General features: G+C 72.0%; 16 protein-coding genes. 6 read left to right on the top strand and 10 right to left on the bottom strand.

From position 1 onward, the window contains the following. The first annotated feature begins 30 nt into the window (after positions 1-30). Positions 31-1,212, top strand: coding sequence for a M20 metallopeptidase family protein (locus tag FHS08_RS10400; RefSeq protein ID WP_167038687.1), 1,182 nt, complete (start codon positions 31-33; stop codon positions 1,210-1,212). A gap of 226 nt (positions 1,213-1,438) precedes the next feature. Then, positions 1,439-2,671 (top strand): acyl-CoA dehydrogenase family protein, encoded by a 1,233-nt coding sequence (locus tag FHS08_RS10395; RefSeq protein ID WP_167038685.1) that lies wholly within the window; start codon positions 1,439-1,441, stop codon positions 2,669-2,671. Positions 2,672-2,686: 15 nt separating this feature from the next. On the opposite strand, the gene FHS08_RS10390 is transcribed toward FHS08_RS10395, so the two are convergent. Next, positions 2,687-4,264 (bottom strand): aspartate:alanine exchanger family transporter, encoded by a 1,578-nt coding sequence (locus FHS08_RS10390; RefSeq protein WP_341800384.1) that lies wholly within the window; start codon positions 4,262-4,264, stop codon positions 2,687-2,689. A gap of 142 nt (positions 4,265-4,406) precedes the next feature. Between FHS08_RS10390 and FHS08_RS10385 the strand changes: the two genes are divergently transcribed. Then, entirely contained in the window at positions 4,407-5,480 is a 1,074-nt protein-coding gene (locus tag FHS08_RS10385; protein WP_167038680.1) for an ATP-dependent DNA ligase, read from the top strand. Between the two features lie 45 nt (positions 5,481-5,525). Next, on the top strand, positions 5,526-6,836 hold the full coding sequence (locus tag FHS08_RS10380; protein ID WP_167038678.1) for a threonine/serine exporter family protein: 1,311 nt from the start codon (positions 5,526-5,528) through the stop codon (positions 6,834-6,836). 94 nt (positions 6,837-6,930) lie between these two features. Here FHS08_RS10380 and ligD read toward each other — a convergent pair whose 3' ends face one another. The 6 genes from ligD to FHS08_RS10350 form a co-directional block, all read right to left on the bottom strand. Beyond that, positions 6,931-7,956, bottom strand: coding sequence for a non-homologous end-joining DNA ligase (gene ligD, locus FHS08_RS10375; protein ID WP_167038676.1), 1,026 nt, complete (start codon positions 7,954-7,956; stop codon positions 6,931-6,933). A gap of 186 nt (positions 7,957-8,142) precedes the next feature. Continuing rightward, complete coding sequence (locus FHS08_RS10370) at positions 8,143-9,525, bottom strand: MFS transporter (RefSeq protein ID WP_167038674.1); 1,383 nt, start codon at positions 9,523-9,525, stop codon at positions 8,143-8,145. Then, positions 9,522-10,067, bottom strand: coding sequence for an isochorismatase family protein (locus tag FHS08_RS10365; protein ID WP_167038672.1), 546 nt, complete (start codon positions 10,065-10,067; stop codon positions 9,522-9,524). Before FHS08_RS10365 ends, FHS08_RS10370 begins: the two co-directional genes overlap by 4 nt. 54 nt (positions 10,068-10,121) lie before the next feature. Beyond that, positions 10,122-10,580 carry a MarR family transcriptional regulator gene (locus FHS08_RS10360; protein ID WP_167038670.1) on the bottom strand — a complete coding sequence of 153 codons (459 nt, stop codon included), beginning with the start codon at positions 10,578-10,580 and terminating at the stop codon, positions 10,122-10,124. A gap of 147 nt (positions 10,581-10,727) precedes the next feature. Continuing rightward, positions 10,728-11,753: an SseB family protein gene (locus FHS08_RS10355; protein WP_167038668.1), complete on the bottom strand. Its 1,026-nt coding sequence runs from the start codon at positions 11,751-11,753 to the stop codon at positions 10,728-10,730. A 39-nt stretch (positions 11,754-11,792) separates the two neighbouring features. Then, positions 11,793-12,209, bottom strand: a complete 417-nt coding sequence (locus FHS08_RS10350) for a hypothetical protein (protein WP_167038666.1) — start codon at positions 12,207-12,209, stop codon at positions 11,793-11,795. A gap of 75 nt (positions 12,210-12,284) precedes the next feature. On the opposite strand from FHS08_RS10350, the gene FHS08_RS10345 reads away from it, so the two are divergent. Next, positions 12,285-12,932, top strand: coding sequence for a MerR family transcriptional regulator (locus FHS08_RS10345; RefSeq protein ID WP_167038664.1), 648 nt, complete (start codon positions 12,285-12,287; stop codon positions 12,930-12,932). Positions 12,933-12,939: 7 nt separating this feature from the next. On the opposite strand, the gene FHS08_RS10340 is transcribed toward FHS08_RS10345, so the two are convergent. Continuing rightward, on the bottom strand, positions 12,940-15,408 hold the full coding sequence (locus FHS08_RS10340) for an ATP-dependent helicase (protein ID WP_167038662.1): 2,469 nt from the start codon (positions 15,406-15,408) through the stop codon (positions 12,940-12,942). Between the two features lie 100 nt (positions 15,409-15,508). Further along, a complete protein-coding gene (locus tag FHS08_RS10335; protein ID WP_167038660.1) occupies positions 15,509-16,657 on the bottom strand; it encodes an NAD(P)/FAD-dependent oxidoreductase in 1,149 nt (382 codons plus the stop codon). 151 nt (positions 16,658-16,808) lie between these two features. On the opposite strand from FHS08_RS10335, the gene FHS08_RS10330 reads away from it, so the two are divergent. Continuing rightward, entirely contained in the window at positions 16,809-17,219 is a 411-nt protein-coding gene (locus FHS08_RS10330; protein ID WP_167038658.1) for a YccF domain-containing protein, read from the top strand. A gap of 16 nt (positions 17,220-17,235) precedes the next feature. Here FHS08_RS10330 and FHS08_RS10325 read toward each other — a convergent pair whose 3' ends face one another. Next, entirely contained in the window at positions 17,236-18,159 is a 924-nt protein-coding gene (locus FHS08_RS10325) for a hypothetical protein (RefSeq protein WP_167038656.1), read from the bottom strand. Positions 18,160-18,283 lie beyond the last annotated feature (124 nt).

Genomic DNA, 18,283 nt, shown 5'->3' with positions numbered 1-18,283 from the left:
CCGGCGCGGTGCGCCGGAGAAAGGCCAATCATGGATCTCCTCGCAGAGGGCGCCGCCCTCCTCCCGGCCCTGCAGTCGCTGAGGCGCGAGCTGCATCGCGACCCGGAGGTGGGGTTGCAGCTGCCCCGCACTCAGCAGCGCGTGCTCGACGCGATCGCAGGACTCGACCTCGACATCACTGTCGGCACTGCGACCAGCTCCGTCGTCGCGGTGCTGCGGGGTGGCCTCCCCGGCCCCGTCGTGCTGCTGCGCGGCGACATGGACGGGCTGCCCGTCGCCGAACAGACGGGTCTCGACTTCGCGTCGGACAACGGCGCGATGCACGCGTGCGGCCACGACCTGCATACGGCGGGTCTCGTCGGTGCCGCGCACCTGCTGGCCGCGCATCGAGATGAGCTGCCTGGGACGGTCGTGTTCATGTTCCAGCCCGGAGAGGAGGGCTACAACGGCGCATCGATCATGCTGGGCGAGGGCCTGCTCGACGTCGCCGGCGCGCGCCCGGTGGCCGCGTTCGCCGCCCACGTCGCTCCCGGCCCGTACGGCGTGTTCGCGACACGCGGCGGCCCGCTCATGGCCGGTTCGAGCGAGCTGTCCGTCACCGTGCGCGGCGCAGGGGGTCACGGGTCCATGCCCTTCACAGCCGCGGACCCCGTGCCAGCGCTCGCAGAGATCGTGACGGGCCTGCAGACCATGACCACCCGCGCGTTCGACGTGTTCGATCCCGTCGTCGTCAGCGTCACGATGCTCGAGGCGGGCACCGCAGTCAATGTCATCCCTGACCGGGCGAGCCTGCGTGCGACCGTGCGCACCCTCTCACAGGCGTCCGTCGACAAGCTGATCGAGCGCACTCGCGCTCTCGCCGAGGGAGTCGCCTCGGCCCACGGCTGCACCGCGGACGTCGACTTCGACGTGCTGTATCCGGTCACGGTGAACGACCGATTCGAGACGGAGCGTTCGGTCGACACGCTGCGGAGTCTCCTCGGCGAGGAGCGCGTTCAGCTCGCCGAACGACCTGCGATGGGCTCGGAGGACTTCGCCTTCGTGCTGCAGGAGGTCGCCGGAACGTTCCTCATGGTGCAGTGCTCTCCGCCCGGCCTCGACTCATCCGCCGTCGCGTTCAACCACTCTCCTTTCGTGCTCTTCGACGACGCCATCCTGGGTGACCTCGCCGCCGCGCTCGCCCACCTCGCCTGGTCGCGTCTGCATGCATGACGGCTCACAGATCGTCGCCCCGCGGCTTCGAGGTCGAGGACGGGTGAGCCTCTCATCTCAGGCAAGAAGGTGGCAACTCGCCCGACATCCATGCCATCCCACCCGCACGGCCAGCGACGAGACGTTGCCAAGGATGTGAGACTGAGTACCGTACTTGGCGATACTGGATGCCGAGAACTACCCTGGTGATGGCCGCGGCGCGCGGCCGCGGCATCCAGGAGCACGCATGAGCACCCCCGAAACCCTCCCCGGCGAGAGTGTGGCCTCGTACGACGTCACTCGGCGCCTCGGCACCGACTACTACGCCGTGTTCGCCGACGTCTCCGCCGACGACCGAGCCCACTGGGAGCGGGCGCAGGCGTACATCGACGAGGTCGGCGACCGCATGGTCGAGGCGTGGGACAGGGCCGAGTACCCGATCGAGATCGCGAGGCTCATGGGCGAGCGCGACCTCGTCGTCGACGGCATCGTGCACCCCGACCTGACCCGCATGTCGCCGCTCGCGGCGGGGCTCGTCAACATGGAGATCTCGCGCGGCGACGGGTCTCTCGGCACGGTGCTCGCGGTCCAGGGCGGGCTCGCCCTGCGCACGCTCACCCTGTTCGGCAGCCCCGAGCAGCAGGAGCGGTGGCTGAAGCCTCTCGCGAGCGGCGAGGTGCTCGGCTCGTTCGCTCTGACCGAGCCCGACCACGGCTCCGACTCCGTGTCGCTCGAGACGGTCGCACGCCACGACGGCGAGGCGTGGGTCATCCGCGGCACGAAGAAGTGGATCGGCAACGGCGCATCCGGCGGCATCGCATTCGTGTGGGCCCGCGTCGACGACCCGGACGCGCCCGGGCACGGCGCCGTCCGCTGCTTCCTCGTCGAGCAGGAGACGCCCGGGTACACGGGCACGCCGATCCGCGGCAAGGCGTCGCTGCGCGGCATCCACCAGGCGCACATCGCGCTCGACGACGTCCGCGTGCCGCTGGACGCCGTCCTCCCCGGCGCGAAGAGCTTCAAGGATGCCTCGACCGTCCTGTACTCGACCCGCTCGGGCGTCGCGTGGTCGGCGCTCGGTCATGCGACCGCCTGCTACGAGGCGGCACTCGCGTACGCGCAGCAGCGCGTGCAGTTCGGCAAGCCGCTCGCGAAGTTCCAGATGGTGCAGGAGCGGCTGACTCGGATGCTCGAAGACCTCACGGCGATGCAGCTCTACTGCCGCTGGATGGCCGACCTCGAGACGGCGGGCAGGCTGCGCCCGACGCAGGCGTCCCTCGCGAAGTACCACAACACGCGCGCCGCGCGCCGTATCGCGTCGACCGCCCGAGACCTGCTGGGCGGGAACGGCATCCTGCTGGAGAACCGCGTCATGCAGCACCTGACCGACATCGAGGCGATCCACACGTACGAGGGCACCGAGAGCGTGCAGGCCCTGCTCATCGGACGCGACATCACTGGGATGAGCGCCTTCGTCTGACGCGACGCGCTGTGGTCAGAGCCCCACGAGCACTTGAGCGATGAGGATCTTCACGACCATCGCGGCGGGATAGACGAGGGTGTACCCGAGCGCGACGCGCACGTCGTAGCCCGTGCGGCTGTTGGCGAAGCCCAGGATCGCGGGGTTCGTCTGCGCGCCGCCGACCACTCCCGACAGCCGCGTCCCGCCGAGCCGGAAGACGTGCCGCACGACGAGGTAGACCCCGAACACGACGATCGTCGTCATGACGGCGCCCAGCAGGAGAAGGCGCACCACCTCGCCCGAGACGATCGCGTCGACGATGAGCGACCCCGCCTTCGTCCCCGCGAAGGCGAGGAAGACGAGCAGCCCGAGCTCGGCGAGGACGGTCGCCGCGGTGTGCGGCAACGAGGTCACGAACGGTCCGATGCGGCCGAGCCTGCCCATGACGAGCCCGATCACGAGGGCGCCCGCCGCGTAGCCGAGGCTGAAGTGGCCGCCGGGAATCGGGATCTGGATCGAGCCGAGGAGCAGACCCAGCGCGATGCCGAGTCCGAGCGCGATGGGGTTGATGTCGGCGAGGCCGCGCTCGGAGTCGCCCAGGTACTCCGTCACCTCGGCCATGCGATCGGTGGGTGCGACGACCCGGAGGCGGTCGCCGAGGTGCAGCTCGAAGTCGGCCGTGCCGACGACCTCGACGTCGCCGCGGCGCACGCGCGCAACGTTGGCCCCGAATCGGGTGCGCAGGTTCAGCTCGCCGATCGTGTGGCCCGAGAGCTTCGCATTGGAGAGGATGATCCTGCGGAAGTCGAGCGCCGACCGATCGCGCGTGATGTCGATGGCGCTCGTGTGGCCGAGCTCCATCGCGACGGCATCCACTTCGTCACGGGGACCCGTGACGTTGACGACGTCGCCGGGCTCGAACACCGTGTCGGGACCGACGGCCTCGACGGACGCGTCGTCGTCGTGCCGCACGCGGGAGAAGGCGATGCGATCGCCGTGCCGCTTCGTGACATCGGCGGCCGTCGGGTGCGCCTCCGTGTCGATCGCGACGGGCTTGTCGACGATCGGGTCGGGCGCGTCCGTGTCGGATCTGCTGTGCCGCAGCGCGAGCGCGACCGCCGCCATCGCGGCGATGACGCCGAACAGGTACGCGCTCGCGTAGCCGACCGTCGCCTCGGCGCTGCCTCCCGTCGCCGCGAGCGACGGCGTGTTCGTCATGGCCCCCGCGAAGGTGCCCGCGATCGTGAGCGGTGGGATGCCGAGCCCGATGCCGACGAAAGAGCCTGCCGCCCCAGCGACGACGAGCAGCCCCGTGACGGCGAGCATCATGAGGTACGACGTCCGCAGGGCGTTGAAGAACCCGGGGCCCGCGATGATCCCGGTCGCGAACGCGAAGACGACGACGCCGAGGTCGCCGATCGGCGCCGGGATCTCGAGGGTGACCCCCTGCGAGACGCTCAGCGCGTTGATCCCGATCGCGGCGAACAGCACGGCGACGGCGCCGAGCGAGATGCCCGCCACGCGGATGCGCCCCACCGAGGCGCCGATGCCGACGAGGAGGAACACGAGGAGCACGGGCTGCGAGGCCAGGAACTCGAAGACGGCGCGCACGGTCACCTCCTGCGGAGCGGACGCCCCGGCTCCGAGTCTGCCGTGACCGAGGAGCAGGCGGGAAGGGGTGTGCGTGCGCGGCGGCGGGCTCGATTCGCCGCCGGGCTCCCCCGGCGTCCGACCCGCGGGGCAGGATGGAGCCATGTACGAGATCCCCGCGCCGATGCTCGCGAAGGCCGTTTCCGCCGTTCCGGCTCAGGATGCCGTGCCCGGCGGCCTCTCGTACGAGCCGAAGTGGGACGGGTTCCGCGCCCTCGTGTCGTGGGACGGCGAGACGGTCGAGATCGGCAGCCGCGGAGCGAAGCCGCTGACGCGGTACTTCCCCGAGCTCGTCGAGGCGTTCTCGCGGCTCCTCCCCGAGCCGTGCCTCGTCGACGGCGAGATCGTCGTGCCCGGGCGCGCCCCGGCGGGCCGGGGGTCGGGCGCGCAGGAGCCCGGCGGACAGCGGCTCGACTGGGAGGCCCTGACGCAGCGCATCCACCCCGCGGCATCCCGCGTCGCTCGGCTCGCCGAGCAGACGCCGGCGATGTTCATCGCGTTCGACCTCCTCGCCCGCGGCGAGCGCAGCCTCCAGGCCGAGCCGTTCTCGGCACGGCGGGCCGAGCTGGTCGAGCTCTTCGCGGGGTTGCCGCATCCGCTGCACGTGACGCGCGCGACCGACGACACGGCGCTCGCGCAGCGCTGGCTCGCCGAGTTCGAGGGCGCGGGCCTCGACGGCGTCGTCGCGAAACCGCTCGACCAGCCCTACGCGCCGAACAAGCGCACGATGTTCAAGATCAAGCACGCGCGCACGGCCGACGTCGTCGCGCTCGGATACCGCGTCCACACGTCGGGAGCGGGCGTCGGGTCGCTCCTGGTCGGGCTCTACGGCGACGACGGGCAGCTGTTCAACGTGGGGGCGGTCTCGGCGTGGAGCGCCCAGCGCCGCCTCGAGCTCGTCGACGAGCTCGCACCGCTCGTCGAGCGCGGCGAGGACGGCGAGGCCGTCACGGGCGAAGGAGAGCGCTCGCGGTTCACGGCCGCCGCGAAGGACACGTCGTTCGTGCGGCTGCGCCCCGAGCGCGTGCTCGAGGTGCGGTACGACCAGCTCGAGGGCCGGCGATTCCGCCACACGGTGCAGTTCGAGCGGTGGCGCCCCGACCGCGAGGCGCGCTCGTGCACGTACGACCAGCTCGAGACGGTGTCGGCATACGATCTCGCGGACGTGCTGATCTGAGGCCGCCCCTCCCGGCGGCCGGGTCCGCGGTGCCAGGATCGACACATGTCCGACGACGACGGCATCCCGCCCCGGGCGGAGGAGCCGACCGAGACCGCGGAGCTCCGCCTCGAGCCGCTGCACTTCATGGCGCGGCTCGACGCCGTGCTGCGCCTCGGGCAGCTCATGCTCGGGGCCGGTGCGTCGTCAGCCCGCGTGCGCGACTCGATGGAGCGGGTCGCGCACGCCGTCGGCATCGACGACCTGCATTCCCGTGTCGGCATGACCGACATCGTCGTGACGGCGCAGCGCGGTGCGCTGTACCGCACGCGTGTCGCCGAGACCCGCCGGCCCGGCGTCGACGCGGGCCGCATCTCTCAGCTGCAGCGGCTCACGCACTCGGTCGCCGGGGGCGTCACGACTGCTCAGCTGCAGGCCGGGCTCGACCGCGTCGAGCGCACGCCGCCCCGATACCCCGTCATCGTCAGGGTCGTCGCGGCGGCCGCCGCCTGTGCCGCCTTCGCGCTGCTCAACAACGGCGGCTGGCAGGAGGCGATCGCGGTGGGCCTCGCCGTCGCGGCCGGACAGTGGGTGCGCATCCTGCTCGCGCGTGCGCGTCTCAACGAGTTCTTCGTCGTCTTCCTCGCAGCCGTCGTCGCCCTGCTCGGCTACCTCGCGGTGATCACCCTCATGGAGGCCGGGGGGATCGCGACGGGGCAGCACGATGCCGCGCTCACGAGCGCCGTGCTGTTCCTCGTGCCCGGGTTCCCTCTCGTGACGGGGGCGATGGACCTCGCCCGCCTCGACCTGAATGCGGGGATCGCCCGCATCGTGTACGCCTGTCTCGTGCTGCTCGCGACGGGCACGGCCGTATGGGCGATCGCGGCGACGTTCCAGTCGAGTCCCATCTCGACGGCTCCCCCCGAGCTCTACGAGCCGCTGCTGTCGGTCGTGCGGCTCGTCGCCGGGTTCGTCGGCGTGCTCGGCTTCGCACTGCTCTTCCAGACGCCGTGGTGGTTCGCCTGCACGGCCGCGACGATCGGCACGATCGCGAACGTAGGGCGCCTCCTCCTCGTCGATGCGGGCACGATGCCGGCCGTCGCCGCGGCCGCGGCGGGTGTCGCCGTGGGGGTCGGCGCCTTCGCCGTGTCGACGCGCATCCGCGCGCCGCGGGTCATCCTGACGGTTCCCGCCGTCCTCATCATGATCCCGGGCGCGGCGTCGTACCGGGCGATCGTCGCGACGATCGACGGCGACACGGTGTCGGCCGTGCAGAACGGCGGCCAGGCGCTGTTCGTCGTCGTCGCCCTCGCGGTCGGACTCACGGTCGCGCGCATCCTGACCGAACGGGAGTGGCAGGTGCCCACGGAGCGCTGAGCATCGAGCCGTAGCCGCGCCCCGACGACACGTGGGATCGGATACGAGCTCGTGGGCGCTCGGCTCGTCGCGATGGTGCGGCACCGCCGTGCCGTCACTCCTCGACCTTGCGCGCCCGGCTCGGCTGCACGCGAGGCGGCTCCCCGGGCATCTTCGGGAACTCGGGCGGGAACGGCAGCTCGCCGAGTCCGTCCTCGAGGTCGCGCTGCCACCACTCCAGGAGCGTGTCGATGCGCCCGGGCCTGTCGAGGAAGCCCGCCCACGGGTCGCCCGAGTCCGCGATCCGCTGCGGCACCGTGCGCACCGTGAAGGCGGCGGGATCGGCATCCGGCAGCTCTTCCCACGCGATCGGCGTCGACACCGTCGCGCCCGGCAGCGCACGGGGGCTGTAGGCGCCCGCCATCGTGCGGTCGCGGTTGGCCTGATTGAAGTCGATGAAGATGCGCTCGCCTCGCTCCTCCTTCCACCAGTTCATCGTGACCTTCGAGGGCTCCCGCCGCTCGAGCTCGCGGCCGGCCGCGATGACGGCGTGCCGCACGTCGAGGAACTCCCACTCCGGCTCGATGGGACAGAAGACATGGATGCCGCGGCTCCCGCTCGTCTTGATCCAGGCTTCGAGCCCTGCCTCGGCGAGCACCTCGCGCAGGGCGGGCGCGACGGCGGCGGCCTCGGCGAACCCCGTTCCCGGCACGGGATCGAGATCGATCCGCAGCTCGACGGGGTTGTCGGTGTTCGCTGTGAGCGAAGCCCAGGGGTGGAACACGACGGTGTTCATCTGCGCCGCCCAGACGGCGGCCGCGATCTCGGTGAGGACGAGCTGCGGATGCCGCCGCCCGCTGTTGTACGTCACGGTGACGGCCTCGACGAACCCCGGCGCGCCCTTGGGCGGGTTCTTCGAGTAGAACCTCTCCCCCTCGATGCCGTCGGGGAACCGTTCGAGCGAGACGGGCCTGTCGCCGTTGGCCGCGAGGAAGGGCCCCGCGACGGCGATGAGATACTCCGCGAGCTCGCGCTTCGTGATCCCGAGCGCCGGCCAGATGACACGGCCGGGGCTCGAGAGCCCGACCTCCCGGTCGCCGTGCGGCCCAGGCACCGTCAGAGTGATCCGCTCCGTCGCCATGCCTCGACGGTAGCGGGATGCCGCGACATCCGGCACCCTGTCACGATGCCCGCACCGGCGCGGGCCGCTCGGGCACCGGCGACGGGAGCAGCGCCAGGCGAGAGCGCCCCGTCTGCGACGGTGTGCCCGCATCCACGCACGCCGGGAGCCGGGCTCCGGCGGTCGCGGCATCCGCCGTGCCCGCCCTCACTGGCCGCGCAGCGGGAGGCGCCGGTCGAGCGCGACGAGCAGGAGCACGAGCACGCCCACCCCCGCGATCGCCCAGGCCGCCGCATGGAGCCCCGCGTCGGTCGCGCGCGCGGGGAACGCGAGCCCGATGAGGGCCGATGCGAGAATCGCGCCGAGATAGCTCGACGTGCGCAGGAGGCCCGATGCGACGCCGATGCCCGCGGCGCTCGTCTGCGTGTACAGCGCAGCCTGGTTGCTCGTCGAGGTGAGCCCCAGCACGAGCCCGAACATCAGGCTCAGCGCGACGAGCGCCGCGACGCTCGTGTCGTGGCCGACCAGCAGGAGCGCGCCGCCGCCGAGGATCATGGCGCCGGAGCTGATGAGCAGCGGCACGCGGATGAGCGCCCGCCGCGAGATGACCCCGGCGCACACGGCGGCGACGGCGCTCATCGGGAGCATGACGAGTCCGCTGACGCTCGCGGCGAGCCCCCGGCCCTCCTCGAGCCACTGCACGTACCCGTACAGCACCGTGTACGCAGCCAGGAGCGCGAGCGCCTGCCGGATGTACGTGCGCAGGAGAGTGCCGTTGCGGGCGAGCATCCGCACGTCGATGAACGGAACCGCGGCACGGCGCTCCCACACGATCAGCGCCGCGATCGCCACGGCGAAGAGGACGACGAGCCACCACGAGAGCGACCTCACGTCGGACAGCACCGCGATGAGCGACACCACCGCGACGGCGAACAGTGCGAGGCCCGCGGGGTCGAGTTCGCGCACGAGGTCTCGTGCCGACCGGCGCGCACGCGGGGCGTCCGCCGGGATCCACGCGAGCACCATCGCGGCGCCGGCGACGCCGAGCGGGATGTTGATCGCGAACGCCGCGGGCCAGCCCCAGACCGCCATGAGCGCACCGCCCAGCGGCAGGCCGACGGCGGCTGTCACCTGCGCGGCGATCGAGACGCCGCCGAGGACGCTGCCCGGGATGCCCGTGCCCGCGGCATCCGCCCGCTGCCGGATGAGCGCCATCGCCGTGGGGTAGCCGGCGGCCGTGCCGATGCCGACGAGTGCGCGCGAGACGACGAGCCAGCCGAACGACGGCGCGAACGCGCCCACGAGACCCGCCACGACGAGGACGGCGAGCCCGCCGAGGAGCACGCGCCGTGGGCCGAACGCTCCGCCGAGCTTGCCCATCGCGGGCTGGGCGACGGCGCTCGTGACGTAGACGGCGGCCACGAGCAGCGCCGTCTGACCCGCGCTGACGCCGAAGGCCGTGCCGATCGCGACGAGCGAGGTCGCGATGATCGACGAGTTGACCGGGTTGAGGGACGTCGTCCACAGCAGCGGTGCCGTGAACGTCCAGGGGAACGGGCGTCCTGCGGGCGCGGGCGCGCCGGCGGTCACCGTCCGCTCGCCTCCAGCAGGTCGAGGATCTCGGCCGTCGTGCCCGTCTCGCCGAGGGCCGGGAAGACCCGGGCGAGCGCGTTGGCGTGCGCGTCGGGGTCGGCGTCGGCGACGGCGTCGGTCGCCACCGCGACGTTGTAGCCGTGCTCGTGCGCTGCGCGGGCCGTCGACTCGACCCCCTTGCTCGTCGCGATGCCGGCGAGGACGATCTGCGTCACGCCCTCGGCCTGCAGGGAGTCGTGCAGCCGCGTGCCATGGAACGCGCCCCACGTCTGCTTCGTGATGCGGATGCCGTCGCCGAGCTCGGAGAGCAGCTCTGCCCAGTCGGCCGGCCGCTCGCCGCCCGGACGCGGACGCTCCGTGCGTCCCGGGGCGCCGCCCGTCACGTTCACGAGCACGACGGGAAGGCTCTGCGCCCTGAATGCGTCGGCGAGCGCGGCCGCCTTCGCGACGACGGGGGCCGCCTGCGGGGAGCCCGCGATGCCCTTCTGCAGGTCGATGACGACGAGCGCGGTGCGGGGGTCGAGGGTCGTGACGGTCACGGGGTCTCCTTCGGGTGGGAAGCGGCTAAGCCGGGGCGGCCGGGCGGGAGCCGGTCAGGTGCGGCTGGATGCGTCGGGCCGCAGCAGACGGTCGATGATCGCGGCGGCGTCGGCGAGGGTGCGGATCTCGGCATCCGCGAGGTCCTCCATGGCGCGCAGGAGCCAACCCTGCTTCGCCGCCCGTCCCGCGAGGATGGCGCGCATCCCCTCGTCGGTCACGAACAGCTGCACGGCACGGCCGTCGTCGGGGTCGCGGCGGCGGCCGAGGAGGCCCGCGGCCTCGAGCGAGGCGACGGTCGTGCTCATCGACTGCGGACGCATGCTCTCGGCACGGGCGAGCTCGGACGTCGTCGCGGGCCCGTCGTCGATCAGGCGCTTGATGACGGCGGCCTGCGACGCCGTGTACTCGGACTGGCCCGCCTCGGCGCGCAGCCGGCGGTTCAGCCGTGCCGTCGTCGTGCGCAGCGCCGCGGCGACCTCGTCGGGATCGAGCGGGTCGGTGGAGTCGGGCACGCCTTCACTCTAGCACTTATACAGTTCGCCTGAACAGTTTCCCTGCACTGTGGGGATGTGCGGTGCGCGGCCGGCACCGGGCGGGGGATGCCGTCGGCCCTGCGTCGCTTCGCGCGACAGGTGGGCCCGAGGCGGACCGGCGGGCGATCACTCCGCGTTCAGGACGGGCGCGAGGTCGTCGCGCGTGAGCCGGATCCACGGGCCCGCGGCATCCACGATGACCCCCGCGATGCCCTCGTCAGAGCGCAGCGCCGCTGCGAGCTGTGCCGCCGTCATGGGAGCCGGCTGGTCGCCCCTGCCCATCGCGACGATCTCGATGGGATGCGAGTACAGCTCGATGAGCCGCTCTCCCTCGGGCGAGCGCGCCTCGGCGATGCCGAAGCCTCCGCCGGGGGCCGTGTTGGCGGCGAGCCAGAACCGCGCACGCGTCAGCGCGTCGGCGACGCGCGCCGCGGTCTCGGGCGTGCGCTCCTCCGACAGGATGGTCTTGATCTCGAGCTCGGGATCGGCCTCCGCGACCATGCGCTCGATGAGGGCGCGCGTGTAGACGGCGCGAGCGGAGCCCGAGGCGGGGTCGACCATGATGCCCGCGTAGGGGCCCGCGAGCACGTACCGCAGCACCGTGAGAACGGGCTGGCCCATCGCCGATGTGTCGGTCGCGCCGTCGTGCTGCACGCTCGCGTTGAGCGCCGCTCCGCTGGAGTAGACGAAGACGTAGTGCTGATCGTCCTTCGTGCCGATCGCGAGCGGCAGCTCCTTGCCCTCCGACAGGAGCGCGCGGGCGTCGCCTCGCACGCGCAGGAACACATGGCCCTGCAGGAGGTGGCGCGCGACGCCGGCGAGCTGCTGGTTCGTCGGCTCGTCGGGCAGTGCCGCGAGCGCTTCGCGCAGGAGCACGTTGTCCCGCAGGCCCGGCACCGTCTCGGTCGCGGGCGGCGCAAGCTCCGGGCCCAGGTTCGTGATGGGACGGGCCGTCTGCTCCGCCGGCGGCGAGCCGTCGGGCGCTCCCGACGAGCCGAAGCCGCCGAAGGATGAGACCGAGATGCCGACGGATGCCGCCGCCGCTGTCGTATCGGGCGCCGCGATCTCCTCGTCAGGCGCCGCGACGGGCTCCGTCGGCTCGGCCGTGGGAGCGTCGGGGCTCGCGTCGCGCCTGCGCTTGAAGATCGCCATCGTCCGAGCCTAACCCGGCGGCCCGGTGCCGCAGGATGCTCACGCGAGGGCCGCGGCCCCCGCGACGATGACGCTCACGCCGACGACGACGAGAGATGCCGCGAGCACCACGACGCCGGCCCACAAGAGCGCGATGGCGCGGTTCGGCCGCTGAGGGTCTGGGCCGAGGACGGAGAGGAAGAATCCGCCCGGGATGAGAAGGGCGCTCACGAGCACCCCCACGCCTGCGCGCTGCCACTCGGCCGGCACGCCCACGTCGGCCTGCAGCAGGATGCAGAGGAGCCCGAGGATCACCAGCACACCGGCATGCGCGTGTCCCGCGCGGAAGAACGTCTTCTGCAGCGCATTGAACGGCAGCCCCTTCGTCGCGATGCGCAGCAGGAACGTGCCGCCCGACATGATGCCGATGACCGTGAGGATCGTGACGCCGGTCACGATCGTGAGGACGGGGTCCATGCGTTGCCTCCTCGTGATTGGATAGTTACAGTATCCAATGCTAGATACAGCCACTATCCAATGCAAGGGGCCGCCATGAGGATGTCAGAGCTCTCCGCGCGCAGCGCCGTGCCGGTCGCGACGATCAAGTTCTACCTCCGGGAAGGAATGCTGACTCGCGGCGAGGCGACGAGCGCGACACGAGCCGAATACGGCGAGGAGCACGTCGCACGGCTGAGGCTCATCGCGGCGCTGGCCGAGGTGCGCGGACTGCCCCTCGCGCGCGTGCGCGACATCCTGGCCCTCGTCGACGCGCCGCTCGACGATCCGATCCAGGCGATGGGCCGCGCCGTCGGCGCGCTCCCCCCCTACGTCGTTCCGGATCCGGACGACGCGTACCCGCGCGCGCAGGCCGCCCTCGAGGCCCTCGGGCTCGCCTTCGAGCCGCGCTTCGCCGCGGTCGCTCAGCTGGAGTCGGCGATCGCCGCCGTCGAGAGCGCGGGCCTGCCGTGGGACGAGGAGGTCGTGCGCCGCTATGCAGACCCGATGATCCGGGTCGCGGCCGACGAGGTCGCACCCGTCGGAGGGATGACGGTGAACGACGCGATCGCCTACGCGGTGCTCGGCACGGCCCTGTACGAGCCGATCCTCCTCGCGCTGCGCCGGCTCGCGCACCACCATCTGCTCGCGACGGGGCGGGTGCGGGCGCGCCGCGCCGGAGACGGCTCGTCCGGACACGGCTGAGCCCGCGCTACAGCCGCTCGATCGGCGCGATCTTGACGAGCAGCTTCTTGGGGCCGGCCGTGTCGAACCGCACGTGCGCGACGCGCTTGGCACCCTCGCCCGTCACGGCATCCACTCGTCCTTCGCCGAAGTCGTCGTGACGGATGCGGTCACCGGGCGCGAGCGCCATGTCGCCGTTGTCGCGCACCTTCGCGGGGATGCGGTTAGCGAACTTCTCGATCGACCCCGGCCGGTCGCGCGGGGGGAGCGGCACGAGGTCGTCTCCATAGCGGCCCGATCCCGATCCGCCGCCTGTCCTGCGCGCGTTGAGGGCGCGCGACTGGGTCCCCCCGCGGGAGTTGACGTCGCCCGGCGACTGCCGCCAGTGCACGAGGTCGCCGGGGATCTCCTGCAGGAACCTGCTCGGCATCGCGACCGACACCTCGCCGAACTGCGCGCGCGTCATGGCGAGAGAGAGGTACAGGCGCTTGCGCGCGCGGGTGATGCCGACGTAGAAGAGGCGCCGCTCCTCCTGCGGGCCGCCGGGCTCGCCCGCCGAGATGCGATGCGGGATGAGGTCCTCCTCGACGCCCGTGAGGAACACGGCGTCGTACTCGAGACCCTTGGCCGTGTGCAGCGTCATGAGCGACACCGATCCGGACGAGTCCTCGAGGTCGTCCGCGTCGGACACGAGGGCGACCTCGGCGAGGAAGTCGATGACGGTGCCCTCGGGATTGTTGCGGGCGAACTCGCGGGCGACGGCGACCAGCTCGTCGAGATTCTCGAGCCGCGCTTCGTCCTGCGCGTCCTTGCTCATCCGCAGCGCGTCGAGGTACCCGCTCCTGCCGAGGAGGAGCTGGAGCCCCTCGGCGACGGCCGACGGGGGTGCGAGCTCGCCCGACGACGGCAGCATGAGCTCTGTCGCCTCCACGAGCACGGCGTCGAGCTGCGCGACGGCCGCCTGGATCCTGGGCCCCACCCCGAGCGCGGACGCATTCGCGAGCGCATCGCGGAAGGCGATCCCCTCCTCGGCCGCGTACCGCGCGATCGCCGTCTCGGTGACGTCGCCGATGCCGCGCCGCGGCCTGTTCAGGATGCGGCGCACCGCCATCTCGTCTGCGGGGTTCGCGACCGCCACGAGGTAGGCGAGCGCGTCCTTGATCTCGGCGCGCTCGTAGAACTTCGTGCCGCCCATGATCCTGTAGGGCACGGCCGAGCGGATGAAGATCTCCTCCAGCGCGCGCGACTGGGAGTTGGTGCGGTAGAAGACCGCCATCTGCGAGTAGTCGATGCCGCCGCGGCGGAGGGCCTCGACCTCGTCGGCGACGAACTGCGCCTCGTCGTGCTGCGAGTACCCCGTGAAGCCGACGATCTTCTCGCCGGCTCCGACATCCGTCCACAGCTTCTTGTCCTTGCGGTCGAAGTTGTTGCCGATGACGGCGTTCGCGGCGCTCAGGATGTTCTGCGTCGATCGGTAGTTCTGCTCGAGCAGCACGACCTTCGCGCCGGGGTAGTCGCGCTCGAACTCCGTGATGTTGCGGATGTCGGCCCCGCGGAACGCGTAGATCGACTGGTCGGAGTCGCCGACGACGGTGAGGGATGCCGGCTCCGGCGCATCCGCCGCCGGGGCGTCGAAGATCATCATTCCGGAATCGGCATACGGCTGCCGCGCCTCTCCTGCGATCGGCCGCGTCAGCTCGTGGATGAGGGCGTACTGCGCGTGATTGGTGTCCTGGTACTCGTCGACGAGGATGTGGCGGAACCGGCGCCGGTAGACGTCCGCGACGTGCGGGAACGCGCGGAAGAGGTACACCGTCTGGGCGATGAGGTCGTCGAAGTCGAAGGCGTTGGCGCGCTGCAGCGCTCGCTGGTAGTCGCCGAACAGCTCGACGAAGATGCGTTCGGCGGGGTCGTTGGGATTGGCCTGGCGCGCGTAGGACTCGGCATCCGCCAGCTCGTTCTTGAGCTTCGAGATGCGGCTCTGCACGCCTGCGGGCGTGAGACCGAAGGCGTCTGCCTCGTGCTCCTTGACGAGCCGCTTGATGAGGGCCCGCGAGTCGCCCGAGTCGTAGATCGTGAACGACTTCGTGAAGCCGAACTGCTCGGCCTCGCGGCGGAGGATCCGCACGCACGCCGAGTGGAACGTCGAGATCCACATGCCCCGGGCGGAGTCGCCGACGAGGTGCTCGACGCGCTCGCGCATCTCGCCCGCCGCCTTGTTGGTGAACGTGATCGCGAGGATCTGGCTGGGCCACGCCTCGCGGTTGCGCAGCAGCGACGCGATGCGGTGCGTCAGGACGCGCGTCTTTCCGGACCCCGCACCTGCGACGATGAGCAGCGCCCGCCCGCGGTAGGTGACGGCTTCGCGCTGCGGCGGGTTGAGGCCTGCGAGCAGGTCTTCATCGGGGCGCGCGCCGACGGCGCCGGGCCCGCGATCGCTGCCGACGATGAGAGGGACGGATGCCGCGCGCTGCGCGGCCGCGGAGGCGTCGGTCATAGCCCTACGAGTCTAGGCGCGACCGCTGACACCATCGGCGGTCGTCATGACCCGCCCCACCCGCGCGACGGTCGGCGTCGGCACCCGCCCCACGCGAAGGTCAGCCGACCGGCGTCCATTCCCGGCCGAACCATCGCCGGATCCGCGAGGCGCCGAACTCCTGCTTGTCCGCCGCGAGCGCGAGCGACGGCCCCTCGAACGCGCCCGCCGGGTGGCCGTCGAAGAACGACACCTCGACTCTGCCGATCTCGTCGCCGCCGAACTCGATGTAGCAGACGCCGCGGCCGTCGTACGCGGCATCCGTGCGCTCACCGCGCACGCGCGCCGCGATGATGCGGGCGGCCGCGGCACCCTGCCTCTCGGCGAACGCGCCCGCGCGGGGTGTGCCGACGGCCGCGCAGTCCCCCACCGCGAAGACGTCGGGCCACGGCGTCTCGAGCGTGCGCGGGTCGACGGGGATCCAGCCGTCGACCGTCAGCCCCGCGGCCTCCACGACGACGGGCACGCGGTGCACGGGGACGCCGAGGTAGAGGTCGAAGGGCAGGGCCGAGCCGTCGCCGAGCCGCGCGACGCGCTCCTCGACGTCGAGCGAGCGGACGCCCGTGTCGGGATGCCAGGCGATGCCGCGCTCCGCGAACGCCTCGAGAAGCGCGGCCGAGGCATCCTCGGACGGCGGGAGGGGCCGGGCGACCGGCATGACGAGCGAGATCGTGGAGGAGTCCCGGATGCCGCGCTCCCGCAGCATCGCGTCGAGCATGAGCGCCGTCTCGCTCGGCGCGGGCGGGCACTTGAATGGACCCGCCGTGACGCCGACGACGACGTCGCCCCCCTCGAACTCCGCGAGCGTCTCGCGGAGCGCGAAGGCGCCGCGTTCGCTGTAGAACTCGTGCCCCGCCTCGGCGAGGCCGCGCGTGCGCAGCACGTCGTAGTCGGCGCCGAGCGCGACGACGAGATAGTCGGCCTGGAAGGCTCCCGCCGTCGTCTCGACGCGCCTGGTCGTCGCATCGATCGCCGTGATCTCGGCCCGGACGAAGGTCACCCCGGGCTTGGCCAGGTCGGCGTACGGATGGACGACGTGGCCCGCGTCGGCTCGGCCGAACATGACGTCGAGCTTCGAGAAGCCGAAGACGAACCCCGCGGTGCGGTCGACGAGCGTGATCTGCACCTCGCCGCCCAACTCCTCGGCCAGGGTCGATGTGAGCTCCAGCCCGCCGAATCCGGCTCCCAGCACCAGCACGCGCGCGGCCATGCGGCCTCCTTCTCCCCCGCGGCGTCGTGGGAGATCGCGCTCACTCTAGGGGCGTGCAGGGCGCCGCGCGACCCCCCTCCGCCTCAGGTCACGCGGCCGGAATCCCGGGAATCCTCGGCGCTGCACCAGCCGCAGTTGACACAATGGGCCCATGCGCACGCTCCTGAACATCATCTGGCTCATCCTGGCGGGCTTCTGGCTGTTCCTGGGCTACGTCGCCGCCGGCATCCTGCTGTGCATCCCGATCATCACGATCCCGTGGGCGATCGCGTCGTTCCGCACCGCCAACTACGTGCTGTGGCCCTTCGGCCGCACGATCGTCGCGAAGCCGACGGCGGGCGTCGGATCGTTCCTCGGCAACGTCGTCTGGGTGATCTTCGCGGGATGGTGGCTCGCGCTCGCGCACATCGCATCGGGCATCGCGCTGTTCATCACGATCATCGGCATCCCCATGGCGATCGCGGACTTCAAGATGGTGCCGATCTCGCTCATGCCGCTCGGCAAGGACATCGTCTCGACCCGGCAGGGAGAGTTCGACCGCGCAGCGGGCGCCGGCCGCTGACGCCCCGGCGAGAGGCTCAGGATGCCGCGACCCGCCGCGGCATCGCGAGCGCCACGCCGACGGCGGCGAGCGCGAGCCCGACGATCGCTGCGACCCAGGCCGCGGCATCCGGGATCGCGGCGGCGGAGGTGACCCCGAAGCGGCCGAACTGATCGTGGAGGGCGACGCGGACGACGTCGATCCCGACGAGCGCGATGACGGCCGCGGGGACCGCGACGGCGGCGCCCGCCGAGGCGACGACAGCACCGATCGCGCGCGTGAGGCCGATCGGGGCGGAGAGCGCCCAGCCGGCGGCGAGGAACACCCAGAGGAACAGCGCGAGGGCGAGGGCGCTGTACGCGACCCGGCCCGCGGGGTCGACCCAGAACGCGAACCACGCGCCGCGCGGACCTCCCGCCGACACGACGAAGAGCGTCACGACGCAGCGCAGCACGATCGCACCGCCGACGGCCGCGATCACGGGCCACGGCGACCGCCGGCCGATGAACAGCCGCAGCGCAAGCGCGAAGACGAGCCACGCACCGAGGACGATCGCGAGGTACGTCCACGACACGAACGAGGTCTCTGCGGCCCGCGTCGCGACGAGAAGCCCTGCGGGGACGCACACGAGGAGCCAGCGATCGAGTCGATAGAGGCCGAGGGACGACTCGCGCGCCCGCCACGGGCGGGTCGAGGCGAGCCAGCTCGCGCGGGCGGCGGCCGCACCGGGCCGGCGGACGAGCCGAGTGCGTGCCGCGAGCATGCCGATGAGCATCCAGGCGATGCCGAGAGCGAGCAGGATCCGTGCCGCCCAGGGCGAGGCGGCCTCCGCAGTATCGACGGCGGGAAGGGCGCGGATGCCGAGCACGCCGCCGGCGACCACCCCGACGCCGGCACCGACGAGCACGAACGCGACTCCCGCTGTGACGGCGACGACGCCTCTCCGTGTTGCCTCCGCCATGAGAAGAGCCTAAACGCGGCCCGGTCAGGGGGTCTGAGCGGGCATTCAGGATTCGACGAGGGCTCGACCGGGGATCTGCCCGGTGGCTTGTCGCGGGAGCCGGCGGGGCCGCTACCGTGGACGC

Origin of the sequence: Microbacterium ulmi (assembly GCF_011759705.1) — a bacterium.
Lineage (GTDB): Bacteria > Actinomycetota > Actinomycetes > Actinomycetales > Microbacteriaceae > Microbacterium > Microbacterium ulmi.
This window is presented reverse-complemented; position numbering and strand designations above follow the sequence as displayed.

Coding starts and splice junctions, on each gene's coding strand:
- FHS08_RS10400 (WP_167038687.1), top strand. CDS start 31: ATGGATCTCCTCGCAGAGGGCGCCGCCCTCCTCCCGGCCCTGCAGTCG.
- FHS08_RS10395 (WP_167038685.1), top strand. CDS start 1,439: ATGAGCACCCCCGAAACCCTCCCCGGCGAGAGTGTGGCCTCGTACGAC.
- FHS08_RS10385 (WP_167038680.1), top strand. CDS start 4,407: ATGTACGAGATCCCCGCGCCGATGCTCGCGAAGGCCGTTTCCGCCGTT.
- FHS08_RS10380 (WP_167038678.1), top strand. CDS start 5,526: ATGTCCGACGACGACGGCATCCCGCCCCGGGCGGAGGAGCCGACCGAG.
- ligD (WP_167038676.1), bottom strand. CDS start 7,956: ATGGCGACGGAGCGGATCACTCTGACGGTGCCTGGGCCGCACGGCGAC.
- FHS08_RS10355 (WP_167038668.1), bottom strand. CDS start 11,753: ATGGCGATCTTCAAGCGCAGGCGCGACGCGAGCCCCGACGCTCCCACG.
- FHS08_RS10350 (WP_167038666.1), bottom strand. CDS start 12,209: ATGGACCCCGTCCTCACGATCGTGACCGGCGTCACGATCCTCACGGTC.
- FHS08_RS10345 (WP_167038664.1), top strand. CDS start 12,285: ATGAGGATGTCAGAGCTCTCCGCGCGCAGCGCCGTGCCGGTCGCGACG.
- FHS08_RS10340 (WP_167038662.1), bottom strand. CDS start 15,408: ATGACCGACGCCTCCGCGGCCGCGCAGCGCGCGGCATCCGTCCCTCTC.
- FHS08_RS10335 (WP_167038660.1), bottom strand. CDS start 16,657: ATGGCCGCGCGCGTGCTGGTGCTGGGAGCCGGATTCGGCGGGCTGGAG.
- FHS08_RS10330 (WP_167038658.1), top strand. CDS start 16,809: ATGCGCACGCTCCTGAACATCATCTGGCTCATCCTGGCGGGCTTCTGG.
- FHS08_RS10325 (WP_167038656.1), bottom strand. CDS start 18,159: ATGGCGGAGGCAACACGGAGAGGCGTCGTCGCCGTCACAGCGGGAGTC.